The sequence below is a fragment of the Methanothermobacter sp. KEPCO-1 genome (assembly GCF_008033705.1).
GTDB classification, from domain to species: Archaea; Methanobacteriota; Methanobacteria; order Methanobacteriales; family Methanothermobacteraceae; genus Methanothermobacter; species Methanothermobacter marburgensis.
Window position 1 is genome coordinate 1,654,266 of the sequence record NZ_CP042937.1, and the last position, 17,060, is coordinate 1,671,325.

16 protein-coding genes are annotated in these 17,060 nt (G+C 48.6%); 6 read left to right on the forward strand and 10 right to left on the reverse strand.

Going from position 1 to position 17,060, the window contains the following annotated elements; all coding sequences use genetic code 11:
- Positions 1 to 45: 45 nt before the first annotated feature.
- From FVF72_RS08890 to FVF72_RS08910, 5 genes are read right to left on the reverse strand one after another with little or no spacing between them, the layout of a single operon-like run.
- Positions 46 to 600 (reverse strand): pseudomurein-binding repeat-containing protein, encoded by a 555-nt coding sequence (locus tag FVF72_RS08890; protein ID WP_147671909.1) that lies wholly within the window; start codon positions 598 to 600, stop codon positions 46 to 48.
- A 1-nt stretch (position 601) separates the two neighbouring features.
- On the reverse strand, positions 602 to 1,303 hold the full coding sequence (locus FVF72_RS08895) for a PsbP-related protein (RefSeq protein ID WP_187239635.1): 702 nt from the start codon (positions 1,301 to 1,303) through the stop codon (positions 602 to 604).
- Between the two features lie 34 nt (positions 1,304 to 1,337).
- Positions 1,338 to 1,652 carry a DUF4064 domain-containing protein gene (locus FVF72_RS08900; protein WP_147671911.1) on the reverse strand — a complete coding sequence of 105 codons (315 nt, stop codon included), beginning with the start codon at positions 1,650 to 1,652 and terminating at the stop codon, positions 1,338 to 1,340.
- Between the two features lie 15 nt (positions 1,653 to 1,667).
- A complete protein-coding gene (locus tag FVF72_RS08905; RefSeq protein WP_147671912.1) occupies positions 1,668 to 2,144 on the reverse strand; it encodes a hypothetical protein in 477 nt (158 codons plus the stop codon).
- Between the two features lie 31 nt (positions 2,145 to 2,175).
- Positions 2,176 to 2,502, reverse strand: coding sequence for a DUF2085 domain-containing protein (locus FVF72_RS08910; protein WP_147671913.1), 327 nt, complete (start codon positions 2,500 to 2,502; stop codon positions 2,176 to 2,178).
- Between the two features lie 437 nt (positions 2,503 to 2,939).
- Between FVF72_RS08910 and FVF72_RS08915 the strand changes: the two genes are divergently transcribed.
- Genes FVF72_RS08915 through FVF72_RS09470 form a run of 3 tightly spaced genes read left to right on the forward strand, consistent with a single transcriptional unit; the run spans position 2,940 to position 4,448 of the window.
- The gene (locus FVF72_RS08915; RefSeq protein WP_013295725.1) at positions 2,940 to 3,533 is read left to right on the forward strand and encodes a CRISPR-associated transcriptional regulator Csa3; all 594 of its coding nucleotides are present in this window, start codon (positions 2,940 to 2,942) and stop codon (positions 3,531 to 3,533) included.
- A gap of 49 nt (positions 3,534 to 3,582) precedes the next feature.
- Positions 3,583 to 4,089 carry an ATP-binding protein gene (locus FVF72_RS09465; RefSeq protein ID WP_255503719.1) on the forward strand — a complete coding sequence of 169 codons (507 nt, stop codon included), beginning with the start codon at positions 3,583 to 3,585 and terminating at the stop codon, positions 4,087 to 4,089.
- Positions 4,050 to 4,448: a hypothetical protein gene (locus FVF72_RS09470; protein WP_255503721.1), complete on the forward strand. Its 399-nt coding sequence runs from the start codon at positions 4,050 to 4,052 to the stop codon at positions 4,446 to 4,448. The genes FVF72_RS09465 and FVF72_RS09470 overlap by 40 nt, the downstream gene beginning before the upstream one ends.
- Before the next feature lie 84 nt (positions 4,449 to 4,532).
- On the opposite strand, the gene FVF72_RS08925 is transcribed toward FVF72_RS09470, so the two are convergent.
- The 3 genes from FVF72_RS08925 to FVF72_RS08935 all read right to left on the reverse strand — a co-directional run bounded on the left by FVF72_RS08925 (position 4,533) and on the right by FVF72_RS08935 (position 11,474).
- Positions 4,533 to 8,993, reverse strand: coding sequence for a cobaltochelatase subunit CobN (locus FVF72_RS08925; protein ID WP_147671914.1), 4,461 nt, complete (start codon positions 8,991 to 8,993; stop codon positions 4,533 to 4,535).
- A gap of 287 nt (positions 8,994 to 9,280) precedes the next feature.
- Positions 9,281 to 10,366: an ARPP-1 family domain-containing protein gene (locus tag FVF72_RS08930; RefSeq protein ID WP_147671915.1), complete on the reverse strand. Its 1,086-nt coding sequence runs from the start codon at positions 10,364 to 10,366 to the stop codon at positions 9,281 to 9,283.
- Between the two features lie 268 nt (positions 10,367 to 10,634).
- Complete coding sequence (locus FVF72_RS08935) at positions 10,635 to 11,474, reverse strand: hypothetical protein (protein ID WP_147671916.1); 840 nt, start codon at positions 11,472 to 11,474, stop codon at positions 10,635 to 10,637.
- 634 nt (positions 11,475 to 12,108) lie between these two features.
- Here FVF72_RS08935 and FVF72_RS08940 point away from each other — a divergent pair.
- A complete protein-coding gene (locus FVF72_RS08940) occupies positions 12,109 to 14,868 on the forward strand; it encodes an ATP-dependent DNA helicase (protein ID WP_147671917.1) in 2,760 nt (919 codons plus the stop codon).
- Between the two features lie 3 nt (positions 14,869 to 14,871).
- On the opposite strand, the gene FVF72_RS08945 is transcribed toward FVF72_RS08940, so the two are convergent.
- Both FVF72_RS08945 and FVF72_RS08950 read right to left on the reverse strand, forming a co-directional pair.
- Complete coding sequence (locus tag FVF72_RS08945) at positions 14,872 to 15,333, reverse strand: hypothetical protein (protein WP_147671918.1); 462 nt, start codon at positions 15,331 to 15,333, stop codon at positions 14,872 to 14,874.
- Between the two features lie 52 nt (positions 15,334 to 15,385).
- Entirely contained in the window at positions 15,386 to 15,937 is a 552-nt protein-coding gene (locus FVF72_RS08950; protein ID WP_147671919.1) for a PsbP-related protein, read from the reverse strand.
- Between the two features lie 132 nt (positions 15,938 to 16,069).
- Here FVF72_RS08950 and FVF72_RS08955 point away from each other — a divergent pair, with 132 nt between their 5' ends.
- The gene (locus FVF72_RS08955; protein ID WP_147671920.1) at positions 16,070 to 16,396 is read left to right on the forward strand and encodes a YbjQ family protein; all 327 of its coding nucleotides are present in this window, start codon (positions 16,070 to 16,072) and stop codon (positions 16,394 to 16,396) included.
- Positions 16,397 to 16,411: 15 nt separating this feature from the next.
- Entirely contained in the window at positions 16,412 to 17,059 is a 648-nt protein-coding gene (locus tag FVF72_RS08960) for a heavy metal-binding domain-containing protein (RefSeq protein ID WP_147671921.1), read from the forward strand.
- Position 17,060: the final 1 nt, after the last annotated feature.

Below are 17,060 nucleotides of genomic sequence, written 5' to 3' on the forward strand. Positions count from 1 at the left end.
TTATTCAACAATGGTTATTAGTTTTCTATAAAAAGAAAAGGGTATTCAGGCACTCACCACTTCAGGTAGAGTCCCTGTCCTCCTGTATTCAACCAGAACCTGTCTGAAGATCTTCCTTGCAAGGGATGGGGTTATGTCGGGGGATCCCTCAACATAGATACCAACATGGTTGGGGCTTCTGCCATTGGCGTCCATCCATGTGTATGTGCGCTCCGCCATATCGGTGTATTCGCTCCTTGTAAGGGTAACGGTATCCATGAATCCATAGGGGTCCTCAGGGCCACTGTATTCACCCACATGGATCTTTCCTGTCTCATTGAGTTCCAGCATCACAACCCCCCTTGCAAAGATGTATAGTAACTGGGGGCCTGTGAAGTTGAATCCCCTGTAGTTCACTGTACCGTTACCTGAGTCCATCTCCGCAAGTTCAATGACCGCCTGAAGGTTCAGCTGGTATCCGTCTGAGGTTTTTTCAACTGTTGCGGTTTCAACTTTATTTTCTGGAACACTGCTACCCCTGAGTAGCTGCAGTGCACCGGCTGTCAACAGAAGAGCCACCATAACCGTTGCAATAACCGGAATCATCCTGTCGGAATCCATATCACTCAACCCTGAAACTCCTTATAATTGTGTCTATATCATCCTGTATAAGTGAGATGTCATCAGAGGTGAAAAGCAGGGAGTATTCATATATGCCGTCGGTGAATGCAATGTACTCCTGCTCTCCGTATCCATACTCTGAGGAGTAATACGATGATTTGATGGAATATGCTCTGTTGCCATCAACCTCAAGTTCTCTCACATCTTCCACAATATCCCCATTTTCATAACACACCTCAAGCCAGATATCCCTGAGTGTTTCAGCATCAAGGGATCCTGGCTTTTTATAGACTGTCATGATTGAACTCACACCACCCTTGTAGGATTCAAGACTGACAACTGCATCTGAACCCCCCTCTTCTTCTGGGGAGATACTCCACGTCTCTGGGTAACTGAATGAGATACCATTTCCCTGAAATTTATTCCCGGGTGAATCTGTTAACTCTGACCCACCACTCGCCTCCAAACTATCATAACTGGAATCATCACTGTAATCAGTACTATAATCAGTAGATACCATGGCTGCAACTGCAATGAAGAGGATTATTATCGTTGGGAGTCCAGCAGCTATTAGAAACTTTGATGTCTGGCTCTGCTTTTTCCACCAGCTGTTACTCCCCCCTGAGTTAAGTTTAAACCCGCAACTGGAACAGAAGACAGCATCTCTTCTGTTTTCTGATCCACAGTTTGAGCACCTTTTCAAATGCACACCTCCAGTTAAAAAAATAAAATTGGGGCTATCTTATCAGCCCGAGAATGCCTGCGATACCAAGGAAAACTGTTCCAGGGATTGCATAGGCAGATATGCTTATAAGAAGCCAGATAGCACTGACTATTAGGATCACACCGCCCCTTCTGGGGTTGTTCCTCACATATACTGATCCTATGATCCCCACAATTGAGGCCAGTATTGCACTGATACCCAGATAGAGGAGTTCAGAGCCGAAAACCGAAAGTACAATGGCAAAAAGTCCTCCAAGCAAACCGAAGATCGCCCCAATTATCCCAAGGACAAGTTCAAGTGTCCTTGATATTTCTACAGCATCACTCATTACAATTCACCTCCATCAGACATTCAGGGTTGTTCTGTATATGGCCGAGTCATCGTCAGTCGCCAGGTCAGTGAATATCAGCAGTTCAACCTTCACGGGGGTTCCTGAGTCAATGATGTCCATGGTGCTGAATTTAACTGGCTGACCTGCTTTCGCATCATTGATGTTCCATGCGAGTGGATTGTCGTAAAGCAGGTTTCCCTCTGAGTCATACCACTTAAGATGCATCTCAAGGTAGGAGAAGTCCTTGAGTGGCGTTATCTTTCCCTTCACAGAGTAACTTCCATAGCCCTCTGAGACGACTTCAATATCCTCAACCCTGATTTCAGATTGGGCCTGTGTGTTTGATTTTTCTGCACTGGGAGCTTCAGTAGCGGTGTTGTCTGGCGACATCATCCCGCCTATTGCAACAACAAGTATAAAACCAAGACACAGTGCTCCAATGATAACACCTGCCCTGGTTGCTGAACTCTGTTCATCCCACCAGCTCATTTTATCAACCTCTTTTTTGATCCAGAATTGTTCAGAGATGGAGTATGAAGTATTTCAGTGCCTTTGTGAGTATACCCATTCCCACACCGGCTGCAAGACCGGTTGAAAATCGCAGCAGATTGTTGCTTTCCCTGTAACCAAGCAGCTGTGTGAATCCGTCTAGAAATGTTGGCACCATCATAAGTAACGCCGCTATTATCAGAGTGATGTCATATTCAATCACTGTGAGGTATGCGTATAGGAAGTATGCAAATGCACCTGTGTATATGCCTGTACACCTTGAACATACAGGAAAATAGTGACCTCTTACTGAAAATGTTCTCTCTGGTTTTCTGTGACACAAGTACTTTAGCTTCATATGGACAACACCATCTCTAATAATGGCAATTCAGCCAACTATTCAGTAAGCATGTTATTATATTTAAATGTTTACTTTTTTCATTTACATTAATAAATTTTTTAAGAATTGTGGTACAATTTTTCATCATGAATTTTCTGCATTCACCCATTAACTTCATTATACCTCATGACATATGATGGCGCAATCATCATAAAGCACCCATCATCTGAATGGTATGAGCAAATTCGGTATAATGTAATGGGGTATATCCCTCTTTTAACTGACACCTTACAAGATATCCCATGATTGAGAATAAAAAAGGAGTCATTTCTGAATGTCAATCTGTATAGAGGAAAATATATATAGAATGATCAGAATAAGATAACACCATATTTAATGAATTGTTTTCCCTGAACAAATCTTTGGGATAGGAAAACTTAAGGGACGTGATAATAATGGATACAACGCTGATATCCACAATATACTCCATTGAGCCGGTGATGTTCTGCATAACACAGTTCTCACCAAAGAAGGTTGTACTGCTCAAGGAGGACAAGGCGCCAAGGGAGAAGGAACAGGTCGAACAGGTCCTCAGAGACACCCTGGGCAACTTCGTTGAGATAACGACCTTTGAGACAAGCCTTTATGATGTTGTCACCATTGCAAAGGACATGGTTGAGATCATAGATGAGGAAAGGGCCAACGGAAGGCGCGTGGTGGTTAACATAAGCGGTGGCAGGAAGACCCAGGCACTCGGCGCACTCTTCGGCTGCTATGCCAGGAACCATGATGTCCAGCGCATAGTGTACGTGACCGAGGAGGACAGTGAACTCATAGACCTCCCAATACTGAGCTTCGGGATCTCCAAGACCAAGAAACAGGTCCTTGAGGAACTCAAGGCCGGTGAAACATCGGTTAAGAACCTTGCAGTCAAGATAGGTATAAGCAGGGGGATGACATACAACCACATAAGGGAACTCCGTGACATGGGGTTCATAGACCGTGAAAAACTTGAGATAACCTCTGCAGGCGAACTTGCAGTGCTTTAAATCATTTTCATGGACACATCTTAACCTATAAGGAATTAAAGTGTCCTCAATGCCCATAATCTCTTTAAACAAGACAAACGATTTTTTTGGAAGAGAAAAGGAGATAAGAAGGATTAATGAAGCCCTCAATGACCCCGGCTTTGTGGTTGTGACGGGTAAGATGGGCTCCGGTAAAACTGCTATTCTCAGGAGAATCCAGGAGGAAAACCCCGCAAGAACAACCTTCATTGATATGAGGTGCACCGATATCAGAAGGACCCATGAGGGCATACCTGACTTCAGGAGGATAACTGTTCTTGCAAGAACCGTGGAGTGGAATCTGCTCCTTGACAGCATGCCCCCTGAAAAATCTACCTTCACAGATGCATGGAAGATGTCACAGATGCACTGCATGAGGTGTGCTGTGGCAGCGAGGTACAGCAGAAGACTTATAAGGGATATTCAGGAGGAACTACCCAGGGCGGCTGTTGTTGATGTGCCACCCCTCACAGAAAGAGACACAGAAAGGTACATAAGGTGCAGGGCACCTGGTTTCAGGGCTGTTCGGGCAGAATAGAATACATCCACAAGATCACAGAGGGCATGCCTCTATTCATTGACAGCTTTCTGAATGTACTATCCGATGGAATCATATATGGTCCCGCGCTCCTTGAGGAGAATTTCAAGGCAAAGTTTCAGCAGATAGCCTTCCCATGGATCGCTGAACTTAACAGCCTAACCCTGAGGGAAAAGAATATATTGAGTCTTTTAAAGGAGGGCCCCCTTGGAGGGGATGAAATACCTGCCAGTAGCAGCGAACTTGAGGAACTTGAACTCCGGGGCCTCATTGAGCTTCAGGGGGATAAATGGAATCTCGACTCAGAGCTCCTCAGAAGGGTCATTGTTGAACTTGAGAATCAGACGGGATGTATCTAGTTTTCTTTTAGAAGGGCCATGGTTGAATTTGAGAATCAGATGGGGTGTATCTAGTTTTCATTCAATAAAAAAAATAAAATAGGGTTATCTGCCCCTCCAGTAACCGAATCCCACCAGGAACACAAGGGCCACAACACCGAGAAGTGCGTAAAGTGGCACCTGGGTTTCTGATGATCCGCTCTGGGTTGATGCTGAAACCTCATAGGCTTTACCTGATTCAGCACCCTTTTCTGTTTCACCATTGGTAGCTGAACTCTGACTTTCAGCCGCTGAACCGGATGATCCACTGCATGATTCACCTGATGAACCTGAGGGTTTCTGTCCTGTCATCCCGGCACTTTCACCATTACTGTCTGAACCTGAATGGCCTGGATTCCCTGAACCTCCTTCCTGCGGTACATTGACTGATGCGCCTGTTGCAGCTGCAAGGGCAGAGGCAAACCTTTTGAGGGACGCCTGGTTGACTGAGGAGACCTTAACAACCCAGTTATTGAAGACTATGTTTGCACAGGTATGGTGGCAGCACACCACACCATACTGCCCGGCAAGTTCAATGTAGCGGTTTGCAAGGTCCCGCAGGACAGCCTTATCTGCATTCCAGATGTTCCGCCTTGCAGCCTCAAGTACCCAGGCAATCATTGACTGGGTTGCAACAGCCTCATAGTCCCTTGATGCCCTGAACCTGTCACTCAGGAGGTTCACTGCAAGCTGCTTCCATAATTCATTGCTCACAGCACCGGTTGTGACGGCCACACCGAACACATTCTTGTACCTTGAGGCATATTCCAGCCAGCCGCTTGGTGAGCTGAGGAGTGAGTCCATGTAGCGCGGGTTGAGTAGCTGGGATCTCACCTCAAGTTCAATCTCCTCTGCAACAGTCCTAACTGTGACCGTGTTCCTGTTCCGTATATCCACCAGTGCGGTGTCAGGGTTACCGCCGAGGTGGCGTGATGCAAGGACCATTCCACCGAACCAGTCATAGTAGTCGTCTGTGTCAATGAGCCTCCAGGTGCTGTCCAGGTTCTGTGTCACGAGGTTCACCTTACCCAGGAGATACTGGAAGGTGCCCCTGTTCTGCTGTATATCCACTCCCCCAGGGGTTGACCTCCAGGCATAGGAGACCCTTGAGAGGTAGACATCTGCAAGTTCAGCGCTGGTATTCCACCTTGAGGTTGCCGGTGTCATATCTGATACCCCTGTACCCTCAAGTACAAGGCCCCTGAGTCCGAAGACACGGTCCAGTGAGCCGCATTCACTGTAGTGCCTCTTAACATAGTTTTCGGTGTCATTTGCCTCTGCAGCCATCTTAACAGCGGCGTTCATGAGGTCTATCCAGAGCTGGTTACCTGTGACAGCAGTTACAAATACGTCGATGCGTGGCCTTGGTATCTCAACGCCGTTCACTGTGATCATGAGTTCTGATGCGTCCATGAGGACAGGTTCAGGTTTGACGTCACCGTTGGTGTTCCACTGGGGCTTAACCCCAAGGAGGTACATGAACTCTGCAATGGCAACCCCATCGGTCCTCAGAAGCTCGGTACCCCACATCACCATTCCGATGAGCTCAGGGAATTTTCCGTGCTTCATGTAGTACTCTGCAAGGAGGGTGTCTGTGATTTTCTTTGCGGTCTCCCAGGCGGCCCTTGTTGGCATCTTCTTGGGGTTGGTGGCGTAGAAGTTGGCGCCTGTTGGAAGCACATCACACCATGCAGGGTCACCTGCAAGGCCTGGCCTCACAAAGCCCCCTCCAAGGGCTGAAAGCAGGCTCTGCCATTCGGTGTTTCCACGTATCTTTCTGATTGTCTCATTGATGAATTCAAGGTCGGTGCCGTTTATACCTGCAGGGGCAGTGCCGTTTATGATGTTCCTGATCCAGGTTCGTGCAAGGTTCTTAACCGAGGCTATCTCGTCACTGTATCTCAGGGGGTCCTTAAGCATTTCAGTGTAGACTGGCTTTGAGGGGTAAAGGGTTTTTCTGATGTTCTCCAGGAACTCTGACCTTGATGATGCTATGGTGAGAACCTCCTCAACCAGCTCCTCACCCTCAAGCACCCTTCCCAGGCTGTGAAGTCCCAGGGGGATTATGTCTGATTCTATCTCATGGAGACTGAGGTGAAGCCTCTCCAGGGCATCTGTGAAGTTTCCTGACATGTTGAAGCCCATCTCTGAGGCTCTGGATCTGATCTGGGACTCAATGGCCGGGAGTATCTGGCTGTTACCAACCTTCAGGGCGTTCTCGTACTGGTGGATGAGGTCATGTATCTCAATGAGTTTACCGTACAGTCCGCTCTCAACCATTGCAGGGGTCATGTGGTCGATTATGAGTGCCCCGCTCCGGTCCTTTGCAACCATACCCTCCCCTGGATTTGAGACTATGTAGGGGTAGATGTTGGGTATCCCTGTGAGCTGGAATGGCCAGTCATCCTCCATGAGCCCTATCATCCTTCCAGGGAGGAACTCCAGTGTCCCGTGGGTTCCAAGGTGTATCATTGCGTTTGCCATGAAGACGTTCTCCAGCCACCTGTAGAAGGCTATGTACTGGTGGTGTGGTGGCAGGTAGGGGTTGTGGTAGTCTGTGACCTCGTCCCATCCACGTGCCGGCTGGACCGTCACGAAGATGTTCCCCAGCATTATACCCGGTATCACGATGCTGCCGTTCACCGTCATTATGTTGCCTGGTGCGGCCCCCCATTTTGATATGACCTCTGACCTGAGTTTTTCAGGGAGTTTGCTGAACCATTCCAGGTATTTCTGCACATCAAGGAGCTGTCCGCTGGCCTGCAGTTCTGCCCTGTGCTCACTCACGTACCTCTCAAGGAGTGGCTGGGCCCAGGTCCCCTTGTTACCAAACTCTGAGACTATCCTGTAGAGCTCCTCCACGTCGGGTATCCTTTCAACCCGGTACCCTGTCTCGTTGAGCTTCACCAGGAGGTCGTGGAGGCTCCTGAAGACGTCCAGGTATGATGCCGTAAACCCATCCTTACCCGGCGGGTAGCTGTAGAGTATCACCGCGATTTTCTTATCTGAATTACTGAGTTCCCTGAGCCTTGCCCAGGCATCGGCCAGTTTGACGATCTTCTCAACGCCGGGCTGTACCACAACTTCGTTCCATGATGCGTCGGTGTAGGATACAACGATGGGTGAGAAGACACCCTCGAACCCGGGTATCGTGACCTGCCATGTCCATTCGTACTGGGCACCCAGCGGGTTTGTGAGGCTTGAGTTGCTGTAGAGCTGCACCCCCTTGATCACAGGGATGTTTATCCTCTCAAACTCTGCAAGCGCCCCACCTGATGGCAGGTTGGCGTAGTTGAGTGACCAGGAGTAGAGGGATATCACCGCGTCTATCCTCCTTGTGAGGGGTCCCTTACCGTTAACACCAAGGGCGAGTTCCTCAAGGAGTGAACTCACAGCAGGGTTTGTGGCGCCCTGGTACAGGTTGAATATGGCCCTTCCCTGTTTCTCTGCCTGGCGTATTATCGCGTCCACGGTTGGTGATGGATTGTAGCTTACAACGACGATGAATGGTCCTGTCATGTTTTTGTTTGCTGTGTACCAGTTCTCGAACTGTCTGTAGATATCCGCCCTCTGACCTTCCGCCCATGCTGAGAAGTTCTGGTCTATCCATCTGAGGCTGTCATATGGTGGAATGAGACCAGGGTTGCCCTCTATCCAGGCCTTTATTCTGGATCTTTCTGCAACCACACTCATGACTCCAAGGTCAGGGTGGTAGAGTCCCCAGTCAGGGGCTGCCATGACCGGCCCCTGATTGTTCTCAACCGGGTTGAAGGTGGTCTCACCGAGGAGATACTGGATGTACTTTATCATGTTCTCCAGGTTCTCCCTGGCAGCTCCCCCTGATGCAAGGGCGTAGTAGCTTGCAATGTAGGTGTTCTCCACTGTGTCGGGCGTGTCATTTCCCGGTGTTCCACCGAGGAGGTTCAGACCTGTTCCACCGTAGGGGTCAGTGTCTGTGTCTGTTGGGTAACCGAAGGCAGCGGCTATCATGTTCCTCTGGTTCGCGGGACTCCTCAGGAGGTATGGATACCAGGAGTCGCCCCAGCCTGTCCCTGGCATTGCCATGTCCAGGTAGGCGAAGTTCACGTATTCCATGATCCAGTCACTGGCCGCCGAGGATGGGTCCCACATGTCATGGTAGATTATCCTCCTGTTACCCATTGATTTCAGTATGCGTCCCTTCTCAGGGACCGAGCTTATGATGGCTATATCCGGCATGAATGTGTGGTTCAGTGTTCGGCTTGAGGTTACGGTGTATGTCACCGGACGGTAGGTGTGGTAGCTTATCCTCACCTCAACTGGGAATGTGTCATTGAATGTGACCCTGTAGGATCCGTCTGCTGCTGTTCGTGTTTCATTGATAACCGAACCATTGTATATCACGGTGATGGTGGCATTCTTCACTGGCAGCGCGTCCTGGAGTGTGGTGTATCCTCCTGATGTTTCATTGTAGATCTCCTTTATGTGTCCTGAAACCTCCGCTGCGCTGGCTGTGCCCGTCAGTGCAACTGCGAGTATCACCGCCATTACTGTGATGAATCTTTTAATATTTTCACCTCCCTTTAATTTTATTCAGGTTTACTTTAAGGGAGGCAATATTTAAAATTAACTTTAATTATTTTAAAACAAATTTTAAATATGGTTATTCAGATGTCCGGTTAAATGATTCTGCTGATAATAAAGAAGTTGATGGGGGTTTTCCGGTTATTCTTGAGGGATTTTTTAGCCGTTTAGTGATAATAAAAGAATTTGATGGGGTTTTAGGTTATTGGGCAGGGATTTTTCCCACTGAGAATAAAAGAGGGTTATTGGAGTTAAATTTGGTGATTGTTCCTCCTCATGGTCTCAGCCCTCTCCCTGTAGCCTCTAATACTCCTGCTCTCCTCCTGGAGGTTGAAGAACACCGAGTGTATGACCTCACCTGCATGTGTCAGGGCTGAGCCCACAAGACCCTCGGCAGTGTACCTGTGGTCTATCCCGTAGCCTGGGGAGGGGTAACGGTGTTCCTCTGCGCTCATAATCCTCTCAATGAAGCCTTCAGGGTCCACAGGGTCGTATTTTACCTCATCATGGAGCATGGCCTCAATTGCATAACTCTTTATGATCTTATCATGGAGTTTCCTGTAGGATGAACTTCTTGATACAAGTTCAAATCCTGCAATTCTACCGTTAATTGCAACAAGCACTCCGTTCTGCTCTTTCACTGGTTTGAATGGTTTTTTGAATTCCTCCAGTGTCTTTCTCTTCTTTCTGTAGGCATCTGCCATTGCACCTGTTTTTGAGGTTGAGCCGGTCCTCCTGTGAAGCCTGTTAACCTCATCCCATACGCTGCTCTGGCGTGAGCAGTACGCCGTCAGTAACTCTTCCTGGTTCCTGATGTTGACCTCCCGGTTATCCCCAAAGGTGTCACGGATGACATGCTCATCTGCAGGTGTATCATCTATTTCAGCGCTTCTGCCAATGTTCTCAAGGTTCTCTGTCACGGTCCTTGTCTTGGTAACCCTTACGTTGAGTGCAGCGACCCTTTCAGGGTCCCTGAACTCCTTTGAGGTGTAGGACCATCTGCCCTGCTCCACGCAGCTTACGGGTATCAGGGTCTCTGACTTCTCAGGCACCAGAACGGTGACGTTGGCCACACGGTTCTGTTTGGCACCCTCCAGTTCCTCCCCGTCAATTATGAGTACGGGTTCATTAGCCCGGTTAACTGCAAGTACCTTTGGTACTGAGCCATATTCGTCAACCTCACCTATACTTATGAGGTCATTGCCCATTGCCTCTCTCAGTGTAAGGTAGTTCTGGTTCCCCTCAGGTGCCCTTACCGGGATGACCTCCATCTGCCCTGAAACCTGGGGTTTGAGGAACTCCAGGTTTTCCAGCCAGCTCTTAACTATCTCATTCAAAACATCACCTCTCAATGTTAACAGCCAGATAATTCACTCCGACTCTAGTAATGTATATGTAAATTATTGAATATAAATATTTTTACTGAATAATTGAAAATATTTTATCCAAATATGAGTGAAATAGCTGTTTAATGAAAGAATTGAATTTAAAACCCGGTATTCTGAAAGATTTGAAGTTTTCAGAGGGACGCGCCGTGATTCTGGATTTCTTCTCTGAGAGCCTGTAAGCATTTAATAAAAAAATTAAAGGTATTCTGAGGGTATATCAGCTGTTATCCCTGAGGGCGGCCCTCAGGTCCTCAACAGGTACATCGTATGTTTCACAGACCCTCTGGAGCCATGCAAGTGTCGATTCAGGTGTTAGGCACATGGCAACCCTGAAGAGCTCTGCAAGCACCTGAAACTGTGGTGAGGTGGTATCAAGGATTTTAACAAGGGATCTTGAAAGTTTAAGGCATTTCCTGGCGTTTGATATGAATGAGCTCAGGGTCTCCTGGTATTCAAGGGCATCCACATCCCTCTCATCATCCATTATCACCGCGGGTGTGAAGATATCGTACTCCCAGTTGAAGAGTCCCAGGATGAACCCCCTCTTATCCTCTGCCCCCTCAAGGTACCCTGATATGATGGATAGAATACCGTGGGATACCGCCGATGGACTTGACCTCAGGTTGCCTGTAACCCCCAGGCTTGACTCCAGCAGTTTCTTCAGTGAGGTCTTCATCCAGCCGCTCTGGGGGTCTTCGAGGTCGTTCAGCGTTGCCTCCACAACCTTCCTAATCTCAAAGGGTTTATCTGTGAGGTCAAAGAAGTGGGGGTATCTGGATTTCATCTCCATCTTCAGCTCCTCTGTATCATGTTCTCCCGGGTCTTCACGGGTCTCCTGGAAGGCCTCAAAGAGGATAATGTCCCGTAACCGTATGTGGGACGTCCAGTCGGTGAAGTATTTTATCCGGATATCCTCGGCGGTTTTACGCCCCATCGGGGTGTCCAAGAGGGAGGGATGGCATTTCAGAAACTCCTCCCACCCCTCAAGGCCAGTGTATCCTGATTTAAGGATTCTCTCTGCAGCCTCATTATATTTTATGCCTTCAAATATGTCCAACATACCACCTCTAAAAGAGAGAGGGAGGTCACTGAGCCTCCATATACACAAATATACTGAATAAAACAATCATATATGTAACAATGTATATGTATTTTATTGAATATAAAGGTTGCGGTTAAGTTGATGAAAAGAGTTTATTTATTAAACCATGGGATTAAAAAGTATAACTAAATTTTTCTGATTTTCTAAAAAATAAAAGGGGGATGCCACACCACAGCTGCTGGCAATCCCAGGTTAACCTGCTTTGAGGAGTGCCCGGATTTAAACCATGCAATATATGGAGTAGAGCAGGTTTCTGTGGACCATGATTTGCTTTTACTTGATGCTGCGAGATTATATGACTTAAAGTAATCTTTAACATCTTTAAAACTGGATTATGCCTCTGTTTTCACAATATGTACTATTAGTCGCTAATAAAGTGCTCTTAGTGCAAACGGCACCAGAAATAGCATCACTGCAATGTGTTTTTTACACGCATTTTTCACATCTCTTTATTGATTAGATTTTTCCTGAAAATTAAACACCTAATTTTTTTAATTAATTAAAGTAAATTTGTAATACGCTCTTATTCAACAGAAAAACTATAAAAGTAAAGGGATAGCATAGAAATAACATCCAGGTGGTGCAGTGAATGGGAGGGGAGATCCAGCTCACAGATGAACAGCGCAGGGCTGTGGAACACTTCACCGGCCCCATGCTGGTTGTTGCAGGGCCAGGGGCCGGGAAGACCAGGATCATAGTTGAGAGGGTGGCCCATCTCATAGAGAAAAGGGGGGTTGATCCAGGAAGCCTCGTGGTGATAACCTTCACAAAGAAGGCTGCCGATGAGCTGAAGGAGAGGATACTGGGGCGTGTGGGTTCAAGGGCAGAGGAGATGCAGATATCCACCATACACTCATTCTGCAACCGCATACTCCGCATGTACCCTGACCACCACCCCCTGGGTTCCCACTTCCATGTCCTGGATGAGGAAAAACAGCTCATGTTCATCTACGACCACAGGGAAGAACTTGGATTGAGGCACACACCCCGGGAACGATTTCTTAAAATCCAGACCTTTTTCAGTGAATGCCAGGAGAACATGATTGAACCGGAGGCCCTGCTGGAATACCACCGCTCCCATGGTTCAAAAAGAATGGAAATCGTCGCTGCAAAGGCATATGGTAAATACCTCAAACTCATGGAGGAAAAGAGGGTCCTGGACTTCTCAGGGATGCAGTGGCAGGTCGTAAAACTTCTTGAAAGTGATGAGGAGGTCCTCGAGGACCTCAGGACAAGGTACAGGTTCCTCATGGTTGACGAGTACCAGGACACCAACCCCATACAGGAGAGGTTCCTGGAGCTCCTTGCAGGTGATGGAAAAAACATATTCGCAGTTGGGGATGAGGACCAGAGCATCTACGGCTTCAGGGGATCCACGCCAGAGAACTTCCTGGGCTTCGAGGACAAGTACGATGCAGAGGTTGTGATGCTTGAGAGGAACTTCCGCTCAGTACCCAGCATAGTGGACATCACCCAGAGGTTCATGGAGGGGTACAGGGACTACCCAAAGACCATAAAACCCGTGAGGAACTCAAAAAACAGGGTCTTCATCCTTGACAACCCCACCCACCAGGACGAGCCACGCAACATAGTCAGCATAATAAGGGCCCTTGTTGATCACAATGTGGTTCCCCATCAGGGATACGTGACACTCCTCTTCAGGAGTGTCAAACACGATGCAGGCGAGATAATGAATGAACTCAGAAGGGAGGGAATGCCCTTCAACGTTTACGGCGAGGGCGGATTCTTTGACAGGGAGGAGATACTCTACATCATACAGCTCCTCCACCACACAAGGAGTATAAGGAGGAGGATAATCAAGAAACTGAGCCCTGAAAATACCGAGCATTTCGAGAGCGACTTCATGGATATAACGGGTGAAAGTATTGAGATAATCAGGAATATGGATGAAGAGGACCTCAGATCATTCAGAACCCATGAAGAATTCAGGGAAGCTGGATTCACCCATCAGGATGACATCGAAAAACTCGTAGCCCTCAACAGACTCATAGACAGTGAACTCGGCGTCCTTGAGAGGTACTATGAGATCCTTGAGATCAGCAGGTACCCCCACAGGCTCCTTGAGAGGGGTGATGATGAGTCAAGGGAGAAACTCTACAACCTTGCAAGGTTCAGTTCAATAATCAAGGACTATGAGAGGGTGTCATCAGAGCCCACCGTTGAGGGCCTCATGGAGTTTGTGAGGATGGCGATGACAGGAAGCGTTAAGAAGTACGACCAGATCCTCCTTGACAACCCATACTCGGTCAATGTCATGACCATGCACAGGGCAAAGGGCCTTGAGTTTCCCGTTGTCATAATCTGTTCTGTCTTCAATGGAAAACTACCAAGGAAGAATAGAGATGAACAGGAGGACCTCAGCATCCCTGATGAACTCAGAAAGAGTACTGGAAGAGGTGATGTACTTGAGGAGAGACGGCTATTCTATGTGGGAATGACAAGGGCCCAGGACATGCTCATAATCTCTGCGACAGAGAACCACAGGGGAAGACTGGGGTATTCACCATTCATAGAGGACCTTCTCTCGGCTTCAAGGATAACAAGCGATAAGCTGGGGAGGATAGACCCTGAATATGCCAGGATAGAGGTCATAAAGAACACCTGTGAGGTGGGGGATATTGAATCCATGGAGACCTTCAGGATGAGCTTCACAGAACTCAACACCTACCTCACGTGCCCATTCAGGTACATGATGCTCTATGAGTACGGCTTCGATGTCCCGTCAACCAGGAACCAGCTCTATGGTATGGCGGTCCATGAGTGCCTCAGGAGGATAAACAGGCGCCTCATGAGGGGTGAGGTCATAACCGATGGCTACATACATGAGCTGGCATCAGAAACCCTCAGGGATCTGAATTTAAGCAGGGAGGCGTTTGATGCCTTCAAATCAAAACTGAAACGCTACATTGAGGATATAAGGTCCCGTGCAGCCAGAATAATCTCTGCAGAGAAACCCTTCAGTATAATGAGGGATGGCTTCATGCTGACAGGTCAGACAGACCTCATCATAGAAAACCCCAATGGCGGACTGGAACTCGTTGACTTCAAGGCAATGACAGGGGAAGGTATAGAGGCGACTGATATCTCTCTTCAGCTTGGACTCTACAGGCACGCCCTTGAAGAGGACTTTGATGGCTTCCTTGCCTACACCTTTGAGGATTCAGAGTGGCATGAGATAGAACCACTGGATGATGTTGAAGCGGTTCTCATTGAGGTTGCCGGTAGGGTGAGGAGGGAGGAATTCCCTGCAAGGAAGAACGATTTCTGCAGGTGGTGCACCTTCCACTCCATATGTGAGCATGTAGCAGGGCTCTATGGGACCCTTTAGTTTTCACTGCTTCACCCTGAATGAGTATGTTACAAGGTCGAAGTTTTCCTTCTCCATTTCAAAGTCACCCCTATCTGCCTTACATATCACGGCATACCGCCCCCTGGGGGTGACAATTGTGGTCGCCCTCACCATGCTACCATTTTCAGGGTAAATGAACTCAACCCCACGGTAGCCGTTCACTGTGACCTCCCTTTCTCCGGTGAGATTATCCGGTACAGGGAACCTGTAGTCAGCCTTCAGTTTTTCAACCGTGACCATGGTCCTGAGTTCCCCGCCAGGCTCTGCAACGGTGATGGCATACTCGTAACCCCGTTCCACATCATATGGTGGGTGGATGAAGGAGACCTGCCTCCAGGATGCGGGGTAGTGGAATATGATCTCATGGTTCTCAAAGACCCTGTAACCCGCTGTGCAGCATGATAAAGATACGATAACCAGAAAAAGAATGGGAATGAGCCTCATCACTTCACCCTGGATATTGATGCAGTGATAGAAAATGATGTGAGGGGCCTCATCACTTCACCTGGAAGGAGTAGGTGATAAGGTCAAAGTTCCTCTTTTCAGACTCGAACCTCTCAGGCGTTGTTCCGCAGAGTATGACGTAGATCTTCCCGTTCTTCTCAAGCCAGGTTGCACGTTCCTGTTTCGCCACCCCATCCACGTTGATGGTGTGTATGTTTTCATATGCGGTTACACCGTCAACTGTGAGCGTCCTCTCAGAGATCAGCCTGTAACCTGGCTCACCTGAAAAGGCCCGGTAGGTTTCATCATAGACGTCCTTCAGGGTCCTCCCTGATGGCAGTGGAATGCTCTGTATGATGACCAGGGTCTCAAGGTTACCTGCCTCATCCACCCCTGATGGGTCAGCGACCGCTGCGATGCTGTTTGGACTTGCAACCGTCAGGTTCTCTGAGGTCCAGTTCGCAGGGTACCTGAATGAGATCTCACTGTCAGAGTACGTCCTGTATGGAACGTCCGGGACTGTATTGTTGCCCTCGGTTGTGACGGTGCAGCCTGAGACAGCAACGGCCACAACGATGAGGAGCAGAAAAAAATATTCCCTCATATAAACCCCCCTTTATCTATACAGTTAACTATGTATCCCCTTGTGGATATATTTTGAGTGGGTGTCGATGATGGAGGGACACCTTGCATATTGGGACTACGAGCTGGATATGGTTAGAAGGGGGTTTTGGTGATGCTCATGTTAACGTCGAATACCGTTGAGGGTAAGGTGATAGGCAGGTACCATGGTATCGTGACCGGGGATGCGCTCATAGGGGCCAACATATACAAGGACCTCTTCTCGGGTGTGAGGGACGTGGTTGGTGGCAGGACATCGGCCTATGAGAGGGAACTTGCAAGGGCAAGGGAACTGGCCCTATCCTCCATGAGGGAGGCCGCCGAGAAGCTGGGGGCTGACGCAGTTATAGGGGTGAGGATTGACTACCACAACCTCGGGGGTACAATGGGTAACACGATCCTCGTATCCGCCACCGGGACAGCGGTGTCCCTTGAGGAGTGAACCGGGGTGTTTTCTGTGGGGAGGTACAGGTGGGCCGTCATTGCGGTTGCAGCGGGCCTTGGAGCGGGCCTCTTATCAGCCATCCTCTCTGTAAGGTTCCAGCTTGTGGTATTCGGCTTCAACATCATGTACATAGTATCCCCCCTCCTTGCAGGATTCGTCGAGTCATACATTGCAGGGAGGAAGTACGGGGCAAGTACCGGTGCTGTTAGCGCGATCCTGGTCTTTTTTGCTGTGAACATCTACGGCTGGTTCTTCCCGGCCGAACCCATTGAGTGGAATGTGTTCACGGTGGGGGGTCTGATGCTGGCCTTCCAGGCGGCCTTCCCCACAGCAGTGAACTTCCTCCTCGCAGCTATCATAACATACCTCCTTGGACTCGCAGGTAAGGGTGTGGGTGACCTTCTGGTGCCAAAAAACGGAAGCATACCCCTTGGCTATGATGCCGGAGGTGAAATGCTTGGTATAGCCGCAGGGGAGGCTGTGGGGAAACCTGATGAAATCACCGAACTTCGAAGGCTGGCTGTTGAGCGCATGCTGCAGAATGCTGAGGCCATGGGGGCCGTTGGAGTGGTTGACATCGATGTTGAGGTCACGGTGCTCAGGGGCCTCGGTGGAGAGGTTCTTGCTGTGACGGCCACAGGGACAGCGGTGAAGGGTTAAT